At 71.5% G+C, this 14,322-nt stretch carries 12 protein-coding genes; 6 read left to right on the forward strand and 6 right to left on the reverse strand.

Annotated features, from left to right (window positions below):
- Positions 1-23 precede the first annotated feature (23 nt).
- The 3 genes from ACWDR4_RS26955 to ybaK are packed head-to-tail and all read left to right on the forward strand — an operon-like array spanning position 24 to position 2,396.
- Entirely contained in the window at positions 24-1,115 is a 1,092-nt protein-coding gene (locus ACWDR4_RS26955) for a hypothetical protein (RefSeq protein ID WP_450412439.1), read from the forward strand.
- A gap of 11 nt (positions 1,116-1,126) precedes the next feature.
- On the forward strand, positions 1,127-1,867 hold the full coding sequence (locus ACWDR4_RS26960) for an LON peptidase substrate-binding domain-containing protein (RefSeq protein WP_450412441.1): 741 nt from the start codon (positions 1,127-1,129) through the stop codon (positions 1,865-1,867).
- Positions 1,868-1,886: 19 nt separating this feature from the next.
- Positions 1,887-2,396: a Cys-tRNA(Pro) deacylase gene (gene ybaK / locus ACWDR4_RS26965; protein WP_450412443.1), complete on the forward strand. Its 510-nt coding sequence runs from the start codon at positions 1,887-1,889 to the stop codon at positions 2,394-2,396.
- Between the two features lie 335 nt (positions 2,397-2,731).
- Here ybaK and ACWDR4_RS26970 read toward each other — a convergent pair whose 3' ends face one another.
- Complete coding sequence (locus ACWDR4_RS26970; protein ID WP_450412445.1) at positions 2,732-5,134, reverse strand: ATP-binding protein; 2,403 nt, start codon at positions 5,132-5,134, stop codon at positions 2,732-2,734.
- A 233-nt stretch (positions 5,135-5,367) separates the two neighbouring features.
- Here ACWDR4_RS26970 and ACWDR4_RS26975 point away from each other — a divergent pair, with 233 nt between their 5' ends.
- Positions 5,368-5,622, forward strand: coding sequence for an SH3 domain-containing protein (locus ACWDR4_RS26975; protein WP_450412447.1), 255 nt, complete (start codon positions 5,368-5,370; stop codon positions 5,620-5,622).
- A 19-nt stretch (positions 5,623-5,641) separates the two neighbouring features.
- On the opposite strand, the gene ACWDR4_RS26980 is transcribed toward ACWDR4_RS26975, so the two are convergent.
- Complete coding sequence (locus ACWDR4_RS26980) at positions 5,642-6,775, reverse strand: ADP-ribosylglycohydrolase family protein (protein ID WP_450412449.1); 1,134 nt, start codon at positions 6,773-6,775, stop codon at positions 5,642-5,644.
- Positions 6,776-7,017: 242 nt separating this feature from the next.
- Positions 7,018-10,377 carry a tetratricopeptide repeat protein gene (locus tag ACWDR4_RS26985; RefSeq protein WP_450412450.1) on the reverse strand — a complete coding sequence of 1,120 codons (3,360 nt, stop codon included), beginning with the start codon at positions 10,375-10,377 and terminating at the stop codon, positions 7,018-7,020.
- 153 nt (positions 10,378-10,530) lie between these two features.
- Here ACWDR4_RS26985 and ACWDR4_RS26990 point away from each other — a divergent pair, with 153 nt between their 5' ends.
- Positions 10,531-11,094, forward strand: a complete 564-nt coding sequence (locus tag ACWDR4_RS26990) for a DUF2165 domain-containing protein (RefSeq protein WP_450412452.1) — start codon at positions 10,531-10,533, stop codon at positions 11,092-11,094.
- 21 nt (positions 11,095-11,115) lie between these two features.
- On the opposite strand, the gene ACWDR4_RS26995 is transcribed toward ACWDR4_RS26990, so the two are convergent.
- From ACWDR4_RS26995 to ACWDR4_RS27005, 3 genes are all read right to left on the reverse strand, one after another.
- On the reverse strand, positions 11,116-11,685 hold the full coding sequence (locus tag ACWDR4_RS26995) for a hypothetical protein (RefSeq protein WP_450412454.1): 570 nt from the start codon (positions 11,683-11,685) through the stop codon (positions 11,116-11,118).
- 163 nt (positions 11,686-11,848) lie between these two features.
- Positions 11,849-12,493, reverse strand: a complete 645-nt coding sequence (locus tag ACWDR4_RS27000) for a calcium-binding protein (RefSeq protein WP_450412456.1) — start codon at positions 12,491-12,493, stop codon at positions 11,849-11,851.
- Positions 12,494-12,519: 26 nt separating this feature from the next.
- Positions 12,520-12,681, reverse strand: a complete 162-nt coding sequence (locus ACWDR4_RS27005; RefSeq protein WP_450412458.1) for a hypothetical protein — start codon at positions 12,679-12,681, stop codon at positions 12,520-12,522.
- 251 nt (positions 12,682-12,932) lie between these two features.
- Here ACWDR4_RS27005 and ACWDR4_RS27010 point away from each other — a divergent pair, with 251 nt between their 5' ends.
- A complete protein-coding gene (locus ACWDR4_RS27010; RefSeq protein WP_450412459.1) occupies positions 12,933-14,321 on the forward strand; it encodes a glycoside hydrolase family 43 protein in 1,389 nt (462 codons plus the stop codon).
- Position 14,322: the final 1 nt, after the last annotated feature.

The following is a 14,322-nucleotide window of genomic DNA, read 5'->3' on the forward strand; positions in this document are numbered from 1 at the left end:
GCGGTTCCGACCTGCGCCTTTCAATGGTCGACACCATGGCTTCGCTGCGTGCGTTCCTCCGTGCCACCCGGGCGGAACGGAACACTCCGCCGTCTCCACGCCTCGCCACCGCCGGACTGCCCGCCGACGACGAGGTACTGCTCGACGCGCCCGACGCCCGGCTCGGCCCCGCGCTGGTCGCGGCGGGCCGCGGCGAGTACGGACCCGCGGCCGACCTGCTGGCCGCCACCCGTGCCACGGCCGACTGGGAGAACCGCGACCGGTACGTGGTCCGGCTGGCCGCGTTCGCGCACTCCCGCGCCGAGTGGTTCACGTCCTGGCGCGCCGCCGCCCCGCACGACCCGGACGCGCTGCTGGTCGCGGCCGAACTGGCGGTGGCCCGCGCCTGGGAGTCCCCGGCCCGGGCCGAACTCCTCCACCAGACCGGCCCGTTGGTCGAGTCGGCCGCGGCGGGCGACCCGCGCGACCCGGTGCCCTGGCGCATCGCACTGGACCGTGCCCGGGGCAGCGACGCGGGCCACGACGAGTTCGAACGGCTCTGGGGCGAGGCCGTACGCCGCTCCCCGCACCACTACGGCTGCCATGTCGCGGCGCTCCAGTACCTGTCCTCTGGCCCCTTCCGGACCTCGGGCGGGCGGGCCTCGGGCGGGCGCGGCTCGCACCGTGAGTGCCTCGACTTCGCCGAGTGGGCCGCACAGGACGCCCCGCCCGGCGCGCTCGTCCAGGCGCTGCCCCTGCGCGCGGCCTTCGCCTGTCTGACCGAGGGCGACGGCAGGGCGGTGGTGGACCGGACCCGCCTGGACGCGGCGGCCGACACGGCGATCGCCCTGTCGGCGACGCTCCCGGCGGCAGCACCGGGTCCTGCCGAGCTGCGCAACCTGCTCACGTACGTCCTGATCGCACTGAACCGCTGGCAGGACGCACTGCTGCAACTACGTCTGACCGGCCCGTACGCCTCGTCGTTCCCCTGGGACCGGTTCTCGGACGACCCCCTCGGCAGGTTCCTCGAAGCACGCGAGGAGATCCGCCGGAACGCGCCCGCCGCCCGCTGTGCGGCCTGCGCCGGTCATCCACGGAGTGAGCACGGCGGACGCGCACACTCCGGCGACCATTAGGCTTTCCCGTCGTGACCACCGTCCGGCTGCCACTCTTCCCGCTCAACTCGGTACTGTTCCCGGGACTCGTCCTCCCGCTGAACATCTTCGAGGAGCGTTATCGCGCCATGATGCGCGAACTCCTGAAGACCCCCGAGGACGAACCGCGCCGGTTCGCCGTCGTGACGATCCGGGACGGCCACGAGGTGGCGCCCAGCGCGCAGGGCATGCCCGACGGGACGCCAGTGCCCGAACGCGGGCCCGCGGCGGGCTTCGGCGACGACCCGCTCAAGGCGTTCCACTCCGTGGGCTGCGTGGCCGACGCGGCGACGATCAGGGAACGCGCGGACGGCACCTTCGAGGTCCTGGCCACCGGCACGACCCGGGTCCGGCTGGTGTCGGTGGACGCGTCGGGCGCGTTCCTGACGGCGGAACTGGAGGAGCTGGAGGAATCCCCCGGCGACGAGGCGGGCGCGCTGGCAGAGGGCGTCCTGAGGGCCTTCCGCCAGTACCAGAAGCGCCTGGCGGGCGCACGCGAACGCTCTCTGGCGACGGGCGCCGAACTCCCCGACGAACCGGCGGTGGTGTCGTATCTGGTGGCGGCGGCGATGATGCTGGACACCCCGTCCAAGCAGCGCCTGCTCCAGGCCCCGGACACGGCGTCCCGCCTCCGCGAGGAACTGACGCTCCTGCGCACGGAGACGGCGATCATCCGCAACCTCCCGTCCCTGCCGGCGTCGGAACTGACACGCGGCCCGACGAGCCTCAACTGACGGGGAGCAGGATCCGGACATGGCGAAGAAGCCGAAAAGGCAGCAACAGCAACAGTCGGGCGGCACACCGGCGACGGTGGCACTGACGACGGCGGGCGTCCCGTACACGGTGCACGCGTACGAGCACGACCCCGCGCATCCCTCGTACGGCGAGGAGGCCGCCGAGGCGATGGGGGTGTCGCCGGAGCGTGTCTTCAAGACGCTGGTGGCGGACGTGGACGGGGTCCTGACGGTCGCGGTGGTCCCGGTGGCCGGCCAGCTGGACCTGAAAGCACTGGCAACAGCGGTATCAGGCAAACGAGCATCAATGGCCGACCCCACCCTGGCGGAACGCACGACGGGCTACGTCCGGGGCGGCATCTCCCCGCTGGGCCAGCGCAAGAAGCTCCGCACGGTCCTGGACACCTCGGCGGAGGCCCACGACACGATCTGCGTCTCGGCGGGCCGCCGGGGCCTCGAGGTAGAACTCTCCCCCACGGACCTCACCACCCTCACCCAGGCGGTACGAGCCCCGATCGCCCGCGCGTAACCCCTCGACGAAGTCCCCCTGCCGGACTAAGCAGGATGGACATGTCGAAAAAAACACGCAAGCGCAAGTGGCGTACGAAGAAGGGCCGCTCGAACCACGGCCACCGCCCGGCGTAGACCCCGGCCAACCTTTCCCCCCATCCCTGGGGGCTGCGCCCCCAGACCCCCGCTACGGCCCTGAACGGGCCTTGTCCTCAAACGCCGGACGGGCTGGGTAGTCAGCCCGTCCGGCGTTTGAGGACGAGGCCGTTCAGGCCGAAGGGGGGTCTGGGGGCGCAGCCCCCGAGGGATGGGACAGGTAGGGGCGGCGGGGGCGAGGAAAGTGGCCTGGCGGCGCTACACCCCGGACGGCTGCGCCGCCCGTAACCGCTCTCGCACCCGGTCCGCGTCCACGTGGCCCAGTTGGTCCAGGAGGTCCAGGGCGGACCGCCAGCAACTCGCCGCCTCCGTGCGGTCGCCGAGGGCCAGGTGGGACTCGGCCAAGTGGTCCAGGCTCTCCGCGATCTCGCCCAGGTCACCCCGCTCGCGGCGCATACGCAGGGCGTGGGTGAGGCACACCATCGCCTCCTGGTGGTCGCCCAGGTGGTGGTGGGCGTAGCCCAGGGTGTCCCAGGTGGCGCCCTCGCCGTCGCGGTCGCCCAACTCCTGGAGGATGCGCAGGGATTGGCGGCAGTAGGCGACAGCCTGCTGGTGGTCGCCCAGGTACGAGTGGTGCCAGGCGACCTGGTTCAGGACGCGGCCCTGGCCGATCCGGTGCCCGGCGCCCTGGAACAGGCCCAGCGCCTGCTCGGCGAGGTCCAGCGCCTCCGCGTGCCGGTCGAGGCGGCCGAGCACCGTACTCATGTTGCGCAGCACCTGCGCCTGCCCCACCGGGTCGCCGAGTTCGCGGGCGAGACTCAGCGCCCGGCGCAGATGCACGAGGGCGTCCTCGTGCCGGCCCTGCCGGGAGCGGACCCGGGCGAGGTTGCGCCGGGTCCGCGCCTCGCCGACGAGGTCACCGGACCGCCGGGTCGCGTCCAGCGCCTGCTGGTGCGTGGTGACCCACTCCTGCCAGTGGCCGGCCAGGTCGAAGAACGCCACCATCGTCCAGGCCAGTTGCCAGGCGTGGGTCTCGAAGCCGGCCCTGGCCGCCCGGCGTACCGCCGCCGTCAGGTTGGGCAGTTCGGCGGTGAACCAGGCCGACGCGTGTGCCGGGCCGGTCAGTTCCTCCGGTGCGGCGGCGTCCGGGCCCGGGGGCTTCAGCGGGATCGGGTCGCGATACCAGCTGAGGATCTCGGACGCCGTGGCCGCCGTACGGAGACAGTGGTCGAGGAGGCGGTCCAGCGCGGCGCGTCTGTCGGGCTCCGGATCGTGTTCGTGGGTCAGTTCCGTGGCGTACGCGCGAAGCAGGTCGTGGAGGGTGTAGCGGCCGGGCGCATGCTGGTTCAGGAGGTGCGCCCGGGTCAGTTCGGCCAGGTGCGGGCGTACCCGCTCGGGTCTCAGACCGGTCAGGCCGGCCGCCGCCGGGGCGGTGATGTCCGGGCCGGGGTACAGTCCGAGGAGGCGGAAGAGGCGGGCGGCTGCGGGGCTCAGGCGCTGGTACGACCAGGAGAACACCGCCCGTACGTCCGTCGCGGGGTCGTCGTCCGTGAAGGGGTCCAGCCCCGTGCCGGCGCCCGTACCCGTACCCGTACCCGTGTCCGCACCCATTCCCGTATCCATGCCCATGCCCATGCCACGTAGTTCGTTCGCGAACTCCGTCAGGCGGAAATGGGGGTCGGTGGCCGCGCGGGCGGCCACGATCGACAGGGCGAGGGGGAGACGGGCGCAGCGGTTGATGATCTCCGTGACCGCCTGGGGGTCCTCGGCCAGGCGGGCGGGGCCGAGCCGGTGGGCGAGGAGTTCCCTGGCCTCGGTCATGGTCAGCAGGTCGACGCGGAGCGGGTGGGCGCCGTCGGAGGCGACGAGGCCGGTGAGCTGGTTGCGGCTGGTCACCAGGGCCAGACAGCCGGGGGCGCCGGGCAGCAGCGGTCTGACCTGTTCGGCGTCGCGGGCGTTGTCCAGCAGGACGAGCAGTCGTTTGCCCGCGCAAAGGCTCCGGTACAGGCCGAACTGGGCCTCGACGCCCTGCGGGACCCGCTCGGCGGGCACCTCGAAGGCGTCCAGGAACACCCGTACCGCCTCCGCCGACGTCATCACCGCCCCGGTCGGATGGAAGCCGCGCAGGTTCACGTACAGCTGCCCGTCGGGGAACCGGGCGGCCACCCGCGACGCCCAGTGCACGGCGAGGGCCGTCTTGCCGACGCCCGCGGTGCCCGCGATGGCGGAGATGACGACCGCGCCGGTCGCGGGAAGTTGATCCGCCTCGCCCTCCAACAGTGCGTCCAGCATGCCCAGTTGTTCGGTGCGGCCGGTGAATCCCGGGTGCGCGGGCGGGAGTTGCGCCGGTATGGACTTCACCCCCGGTATCGGCGTCGCCTCCGGGGTCGGCTTCGTGTCCGAGTGCGGCTGCTGCGACCGTTCGGGCGGCTGCGACGACGCGTCCGGGATGCCCGTCGCCGCCCGCTGGAACTCCTCAAGGTCCGTTCCCGTCAAGGCCAGCGCCTCCGCCAGCCGTCGTACGGTGGCGGGTCTCGGGTGTTCGATACGGCCCGTCTCGACATGGCAGATCGTGCGCACGCTGACGCCCGCCCGTTCCGCCAACTCCTCCTGCGTGAGCCCCAGTCGACGCCGTCGCTCGCGCAGCACCCCACCCAGCATCGGTAACCCCCCTGGCCCCCGCTGTCTGGTCGCCCCCACCCTCCCCCTCTCCGCCCCCGTCCGGCGAGTGCGCATCCGGCCACTTGCCGGGCCGATTACCGGTCAGTTGCCGGTCAGTTGCGTGCTGCGTTCCTGGTTGCGCCGGGGTCCCGCTGCGACTGTTTGCGTACGTCATCGCGCCACCTCCCAGGAGGAAAAATGAGCACAGTGTCGAAGCCTCCTGCGGCCGGACCGTGTCCGACCTGGACAGCAGGTCGTGGCCGAGGCAGACGTCGGGCGTCAGCGCCAACCAGCGCAGCGGCTCCAGCACGAGCTGTGGGGTCACCGGCTACGCCGACAACCAGAACGTCCTCGACTACCACTGCTACACCGTCAGCTCCAGCGGCTCCACCTGGACCTACCTCAGGAACGACACCGACGGAACGTACGGGTGGGTGAGCGACTCCCTCCTGCCCGACAACGGCTCCCTCGTCTACTGCGGCTTCTGACCGGAGGCCGACTGCGGCCTCACGCCCGCGGATACCGCGTGAGCCACCCCGGAGAGGACCCCGCCGGACCGTGCAGGGCCGGCCCCTGGGTCATCTCCATCGCGAAGTCGTCCGCGAGGACCAGCATCGTCGGACGCCCCTCCAGCTCCGCCAGCCAGCCGGGCGGCAGGGCCGTCTCGCCGTGCAGGGCGCCGAGCAGGCCGCCGGTCAGGGCGCCCGTCACGGCCGACTGACCGCTGTGGTTGACCGAGAGGGCGAGGCCGTGGCGGACGTCCTCGCCGACCAGCGCGCAGTACACCGCCACAGACAGGAGGCCCTCCGCCGTGCCGGCGCCGGCCAGGTCGTCAACCCGCGCGGGGGTCGGGATGCCCTGGCGTACGGCGCCCAGGGCACGTTGGAGGGCCTCCGCCACCGGTTGGTGGCCCGGTCGGGCCGACAGCAGGGCGAGGGACCGCTGCACGGCCGCGTCCATGCCCTCGCCGCGCGCCAGACCGTGCACGATCACGGCGTACGCGCCCGCCGCCAGGTAGCCGATCGGGTGGCCGTGGGTCTGCGCGGCGCACTCCACCGCCAGCTGCATCACGAGCTGCGGCTCCCAGCCGACCAGGAGCCCGAACGGGCCCGACCGGGCCGCCGCCTCCGCGCCCGCCTCGCCGGGGTTCTTGGGCGCGTCCAGGGTGCCCATCGTCTCGTCGCCGAGGCCGAGGAGGCAGGCGAGGGACGGGTCGCGGCGGGCGTACAGCCACTCCTCGTGGGCCAGCCAGCCGTCCTCCTTGCGGCGTTCGTCGGGGCCCCAGTCGCTCTGGGTGGCCGCCCAGCGGCGGTAGGCGCGGTGCAGGTCGGTCGGCGGGTGCCAGGCGCCCGTGTCGCGGCGCACCTGGGCGCGGATCAGGCCGTCCAGGGTGAAGAGGGTGAGCTGGGTGAGGTCGGTGATCGCGCCGCGTCTGCCGTACGTGAAGGCCAGGTCGGCGAGGCCCTCCGCGCCGTACGCCTCGTGGATGGAGGCGAGGGTGAGTCCGTCGAGCGGGGTGCCCAGGGCGTCGCCGAGGGCCGCGCCGAGCAGCGTGCCGCGGACCCGGCTGCGGAAGTCCTGCTGTTCCGAGCGGCCCCAGATGGCGCCGGACGCGGCACCGGTCATACCCCCGGATGTCATCACGCCCACCTCGGGCCTCCCTCACAGCACGTTCGTACGATCGACAGCTCAGCACTGTAATCGACCGGGAACGGTCTGTTCAGGGGCCTGATTGGTATGCGGAATGTGACATGAGTGGGCATGAGAGCGCACTAGTGATCCCGACTGATCACCAATTCGACAGCCGATCACCAACCCCCACACCCTCCCCATGCCATCCCCACATGCCCTCGCATATCCCCTACGCATGCATTACGTCGCCTTCACGCGGCGTACCGCCGCCTGATCCGCTCCCCCGCCTCCCGGACCCGTGCCAGCCGTACGGCGATCCGCTCGCCGTCCGCCGGCGGCACGTCCGGGGCCGCCGCCAGCTCGCCCAGCAGGTCGGCCAGCCAGGCCACGTCGGCCCACTCCCGTGTCCCCGTGAGCAGGCTGGCGAGGCGTTCGTCCAGGTCGGCCCAGTCGCCGAGGCCCGCCGCGATCACCGCGTGCAGGAAGTCGGAGGCGCCCTCGGTCAGGTCCCAGCCGGAGGCCAGCCGGTGTGCCTCGTGCCAGAGCGGGCGGGCGGCCTCCGGGCCCCGCTCCCCGCCGACCGCGAGGGCGAGACAGAAGGCGCCGCCGGCCTCGTGCAGGTCGCGCATCCGGTCCGCCGTCTCCCGGGCGGCTCCCCACTCCCCCGACTGCCGTGCGGTACGAGCCAGTTCCTCCAGCCCGGCCGGCTCCACCAGTCCGTGCCGCGCGGCCTCCGCGAGCGCCGCCGCCGCGTCCTCGGGGCGCCCGTCCAGGAGATGGATCTGCGCGAGGGTGTGGTGCGCCCAGGCCAGGTCGTCGCCGATCACCAGGAAGCGGGCGAGGTCGGTACGGGCGTCCTCGGGGCGGCCCACCGCCAGCAGGGTCATGATCCGGCGCATCAGATGCCAGGCCCCGTCCGGATCGAGCGCGACCGCCCGGTCCAGGTCGGCCAACGCCTCGCCGTACAGGCGCAGTTCGTGCAGTACGGCGCCCCGGCAGCCGATCGCCCACACGCTGTCCGGGGCCAGCGCGAGCGCCCGGTCCAGGTCGGCGCGCGCCTCCTCGAACCGGCCCAGACAGCGCAGCGCCTCGCCCCGGTTCCACAGCGCCCAGGCGCTCTCCGGCTCCAACTCCACTGCCCTGTCGGCGTCTTCGTACGACGCCTCGTAGCCGTCGACCCGCCGGTGCACCACCGACCGCTGCACCAGCGCCCACGCGTACGACGGATACAGCTCCAGCGCCTTGTCGAGATCGGCCAACGCCCCCTCGTTGCGCCCGAGTCGGCTGCGGGAGACACCCCGGCTGGCGTACGCCGACGCGTAGGCCGGGTCGAGTTCGAGGGCGCGGTCGTAGTCGGCGAGGGCATCGGCGTCGCGGTCGGCGACCCGGAGCGCGTCACCGCGCTCGCACGCGACCCAGGCCAGCTCGGGGCCGAGGACCACCGCCCGGTCCAGATCGGCGAGTTGACCGTCCCGCTCCCCGCGCGAGCGGTGCACGCGGGCCCGCCGGACCAGCGCCCACACGTGCTCGGGGTCCAGTTCGAGGGCCCGGTCGAGGTCGGCGAGGGCGTGCTCGGTGTCGCCGGTGCCGTGCCGGGTGACCCCGCGGGAGGCCCAGGCGCCGGCCAGATCGGGGCCGAGCACGACGGCCCGGTCCAGATCGCGGACGGCTTCCTCGTGGTGGCCGAGGATGCGGTGGTAGTCGCCGCGTACGAAGAGGATGCGGGCGGTGTCGGGGGCCAGTTCGTCGGCCCGGTCGAGGTCGGTGATGGCGGCGGCGTAGTCGCGCTGTTCGGCGTGGGTGACGCCCCGGCCGTAGTAGGCGCGCTCCAGCCCGGGATCGAGGGCGACGGCCTGTTCGTACTCGGCTAGGGCCTTCTCGTACTCCCGGCCCATGCGCAGTTCGCGCCCGCGCAGCATGCGTGCGACGGCCTGGCCGTGCGCGTCGAGGCCGCCCTTGCCGAGCAGCAGGGCGAGGGCGCCGAGCACTCCGCCGTCGCTGTCCTCTCCGCTGCTTGTGAGCGCCTCGATGAGATCACGGCCCCAACTGGCGACGTGCGGCGTCTCGTTGTCGTCGCCCGCCTCGACCAGCACGTGCGCCCACCGCCGGGCGACCACCTCCCCGTGGTCGCAGGCGTCGACGACGTCCCGCAGGACGACGGGCAGCGCGGTACGCGGGGACGCGCACAGCAGGTGGTACGACTCCGCCAGCCGCAGCTCCCGCCACTCCTCCGTCGCCCACAACTCGTCGGCGGGGAGCGGCGCTTCGGCCTCGGCGCGCCAGCCGGCGAAGGTGTCGGCGAGGCCGGTGTGCTGCTCGGCCCAGCGGCGCGGGGAGCGGCGGCGCTGGAGTCGGAGCATGGGCGCCCGGACGACATCGTGGTACTGGATCCGGTCGCCTCGGTCGCTCACGAACGGCAGCGACCTCAACCACCCGAAGAGCAGGTCGAGTTCGGTCTCGTCGCCCGGCTGCACGGGGGCCGGGAGGGCGGCCCGGAAGATGTCCGCGTCCAGCCGGCGGGGCAGTGCGCAGGCGAGGGCGGCGGCCTGGCGCACGGGATCGGGCTCCCACTTCAGGAACCGCCCCACGGCGGTCGCACTGGGATCACCGACGTCGTCCGGATCTGTGGGCCGGGCCTCGGCGAGGGTCGACACCAGCACCGGCAGCCCGCCGGTGAGCCGCAGCACCTCCTCGACGACCGGCTCGGCCGTCACGCCCTTGTCGGCGAGCAGTCCGCGCGCCTCGGCCTCCGTGAACGGCCCGAGCGGCACCTCGGTGACGAAGTCGGCGAAGCCTCCCCAGCGTCCGGTGTCGAAGGGCCGCTGACCTGCGGTGACGAGGACGAGGTTGGAGGGGAAGGAGAGATCGCCGTAGCGGTCGGTGGTCATGATGTCGTGCAGCCAGCCGTCGAGGAACGGCCCGGTGCGCTCGTACGTGTCGAGGAACAGGACGATCCAGGGCACGGCGGTGCAGATGCCGTCCAGCTCGGCGAGCAGCACCGGGGTGAGGACGCGCTCGGGTGCGAGGACGAGCTGGACGTCGTCCTGGTTGCGCAGCCGGGCGGCGATCCCGGCCCGCACCCGGTCGGCGCCCTGGGCGATCCGGTCGGCGTCGAGAGCGCCGGCGAACGGTCCGACGACGGGAATGAGTCCGGCGCCGACGAGCCCCATCCGGGCGGCTGTGAGACTCCCGGCGGAGGGACTCTCGGACTGCGGTTCAAGGCTTTCGAGGCTGGCGACGGCGGACTCGGCCTCGTGCCGCCGCTCCCGATGGGCCGCGAGCAGCCGCTCCAGCTCCTTGAACCGCCGTCCCTGGGCCGCGAACTGACGGCACATCACCGCCAGTGCCTCCGGCACACTGCCGATGCCCTCGTCGACGTACGCGGTGAGCGCGCCGCGTTCCTTGGCCTGCTGCTCCAACTCCCGTACCAGGAAGGTCTTTCCGACTCCGGCGTTGCCGTGCACATGGAAGCGGAAGCGGTGGCGTTCGTCGTCCGGGGGCAGCTCGAAGTTGGCCCGGAACGCGGCCCGTTCGGCACCCCGGCCGACGAAACCGGCGCGTCTGCGCTGCTCGATCAGCTGCCGCATCGACGGCCGCGCGGCCTGGGGCATCCGTGGGTCTCCTCGTGTCGGGGCGAGTCTCGTGGGGCGTACGTGGGCCTGCGCGGGACGTTTGTGGGGCGTATGTGGGACGTACACAGTCTGGCCCAACTCCCGGACGGGTAACGGGGAGACGGCGCCGGAGCCGATCCATAGAGTGGTCGCATGACCACAACAGGTACCCCCCACCCCACCCGTACTGCCCGGCCCACCCACTCCGCGCTCACCCTCGCCGCGACCCTGCTGACGGCGACGGTCGCCCTCTACATAGCCCTGGTCGCGCTCGGGAACATCACCGACTTCGACTCGAACCAGCAGTTCGTGCGCCATGTCCTCGCGATGGACACCACGTTCAAGGACGACGACCTGATGTGGAGAGCCATCACGTCCAAGGGCCTCCAGGACACGGCGTACGTGGTGATCATCGCGTGGGAGACGGTCGCGGCGCTCGTGCTCATCGCCGGTACGTGGCTGTGGGTCCGCCGCGACCTCGAACAGGCGCGGCGCGTCTCGACGTACGGCCTGCTGATGCTGATGCTGCTGTTCGGCGCCGGTTTCATCGCGATCGGCGGTGAGTGGTTCGCGATGTGGCAGTCGGGCGACTGGAACGGGCTGGACGCGGCGACGCGGGTGTTCCTGCTGAGCGGGCTGGTGCTGCTGGTGATCCATCTGCCGGTGGGTGCGGCGACCTCGAAGACCTCGCAGGCCGAGGACCGGTCCCAGGTGTAGGGAGCGGCGCTGTCTATAGGCCTACTTGACGACCGTCACCGCGGTCCCCGTGTCCCCGAAGGCCCACAGGGCGGTGCCGTCCGCCTTGGACATGCGGATACCGCCCGTCTGGACGCCGGACACGGGCTGCGGTGAGGCGCCGTCGACGGCGTTGGAGAAGGCGATCGAGAGCCCGGAGCCGGTGGCGAAGAACATGACGTGCTCGATGGCGACGCCGTCGGAGCCGGTACGGGCCTCGTCCCGCTGCCCGACCGAGTACGTCCCCGGCTCCGGGCTCACCGAGCCAGGCCACACCACGAACGTACGCCGCGTCTGCTCGCTCGCGTCAACGAGCCAGACCCGCTTCTGCCCGAGCGAGTAGACGACCCGCCGCCCGGTCCCCGACCCGTCCGGCACGGCCGGCGCGGCGGCCTGGCTGGGCTTGGCGGAGGGCTGCGCGGAGGCGGAAGCGCTGGGCCTGGCGGCGGCGGTGGCGTGGGGCTGCGGACCCTGTTCGGCCTTGACGGCCAGTACGGCGACGACAGCGACCGCGCCCACGGTCAGACCGGTGACCCAGACCGATGAGGGAAGCCGTCGGGCAGCCACGGTCACGCATCTCCTCAGCTACGGAACCCGCCGCCGGGTACTCCGCCGGGGGTCGGATCATCGTACTCCGATACGGGGTCCGTCCCCGGCCGGAAGGGGGCGGGGGACGGGCGTACGGGGGCGGGGGCCCGGGGTACGAGGGACTGGCGTCCAGCAGGCGGCGTGGGCGTCAGTCCTGGTGGACGACGTTGCGGCCGGGGCCGCCGCTGAGGGTGTCCTTGCCGGGACCGCCGTACAGCTTGTCGTTGCCGCTGTTGCCGTAGAGGGCGTCGGCGCCGCTGTTGCCGTAAAGGATGTCGTTGCCGGGGCTGCCGTAGATCAGGTCGTTGCCGGTGCCGCCGCGGACCGTGTCGATGTCGTCGCCCCCGGTCAGGGTCTGCCGGCCCGCGCCTCCATAGATGAGGTCGTTGCCCGTGCCGCCGTCCGCTCGGCTTCCCTCGCCGTCGACGGAGATGGTGTCCTTGCCGTCCTGGCCCCAGACGCACCCCTTGCCGCGCTCGGTGATGTTGTCGTTGCCAGGTCCGCCGTAGACCAGGTTGCCGTCGATACCGCCGGTCTGGATCGAACTGTCGTTTCCGGTGCCCAGGTCGATCGCGACTGCGTACATGCCCTGATCAGCGTGCCTGTTGACGGTGACGGTGTCGTTGCCGTCGCCGAGTTTCATGGTCAGCGCCACATACTCCTCGGTGCTGGCATAGGCGTACAGGTCACAGAAGACTTTGGTGCGGTCTGCGGGGTCGGGGTAGCGGCAGGAGTCCCCGGGGGCCTCGATCGGAACCACGTCGTCGATGGTGAAGTAGAGAGAGAGTGACATGCCGCCGTCCATCGTCGCGTCGACCTTCACCTTGTTGGTCTGACCCGGCTGTAGACGAAGGAGACGCCATCAGGGCCCCTCGTCACGGTGGCCGCCGGTTCCGCGGCACCGGCGGTGGCGGGCAGGGCGACCAGGGCGGTCAGTCCGGTGGTGACGGCCAGGGCCAGGGCCGAGGCCGCGCGGAGCACTTTGCGACTTACTGAGCGAGAGGGCATTGCACAACCTTCATGAGGAGCAGGCGGGTTCAAGACGCCCCGGGTGACTCGCGACGAGCACAGAGGTTTGTGCGCAAAGAATCCCCACAGCATCGCCGGAGTGATTGACGAGCACGGTGGTGCGATCTACCTTCTGATCGACTTTCCGAACCGCGTTCGAAATTTCGGCCAATTAGCCATCCTGGCTGCGTACTTCAAGTCCCCGCACCCGCTTGGAGACAAAGATGAGCGCAAGACCCCAGCCGTCCCGCCGCCTCTTCCTCGGCATGGCAGCAACTACCCCCCTGGCCATGTCCGGTGTGATGACCCTGGGCGCCGGCACGGCCCACGCGGCCGACTCGGCGTACGTGATGTGCTACTTCACCGAGTCGACGAGCCTCGGGCTGGGCACGGACTACGGCCTCCACCTGGCCGTCAGCACGGACTCGCTCAACTGGACGCCGCTGAACCAGAACGACCCCGTGGTCACTCCGACCGCGGGCGCGCTCGGCCTGCGGGACCCGTTCCTCATGCGGAAGCAGGACGGCACGTTCGTCGTCATCGCCACCGACCTCAAGGGCACGGACTGGTCGTACAACAGCCAGTACATCCACGTCTGGGACTCGGCCGACCTGCGCACCTTCACCGGCTACCGCCGCCTGAAACTGCACGACATGACGACCCACAGCTGGGCACCCGAGGCGTTCTGGGACGCGGGGCGGGGCCAGTACGCGGTGATCTACTCGTCGGTGAACTCCAGCGGCCACAACGTGATCATGGTGAACTACACGAGCGACTTCGTGACGGCGTCGGCACCGCAGGTGTTCTTCGACCCGGGCTACGACGTGATCGACGGCAACATGGCGGTAGGAGTCAACGGCTACTCCTACCTCTTCTACAAGAAGAACCAAACGCTGGTGTCGGCACGCTCGACGTCCCTCGACCCGGGCAGCTTCACGGAGTACAGCGCGGGGGTGGCGCACGGGGGCACGGAGGCGCCGACGGTCTTCAAGTCACTGACGTCTGAGAACTGGTTCCTCTGGGGAGACACGTACACACCGAACGGCGTCTTCTACGCCTGGCAGAGTTCCAGCCTGGCCTCCGGCACCTGGACGGCGCTGGACCAGAAGACGTACACGCAGCCGGTCAACTCCAAGCACTGCGGCATCGCGACGATCACGACGACCGAGTACAACAACCTGCTGGCGAAGTGGGGCGCCCCGGCCTGGAACCGCCTCAAGTCGTACAACTACCCGGCGCGTTACGTCCGCCATGCCGGCTTCGTCGGCCGCATCGACGAGTACCCCTTCGACCTGTACACGGACTCGGAGTGGAAACTGGTCCCGGGCCTGGCCGACAGCACGGGCGTCTCGTTCCAGTCGGTGAACTACCCGACCCGCTATCTCCGGCACTACAACTACGCCCTCCAACTCGACGTGAACGACGGCACGTCGACGTTCGCGGGGGATGCGACGTTTTATCGGACGGCGGGGTTGGCGGACAGCTCGTGGGCGTCTTTCCGGTCGTACAACAACCCGACGCGGTATATACGGCACTCGAATTACGTGCTGCGGATCGATCCGGTGTCTACGGCTACTGAGCGGCAGGACGCTACGTTTCGGGTGGGGTACTGAC

The organism is Streptomyces sp. NPDC000878 (genome assembly GCF_053599695.1).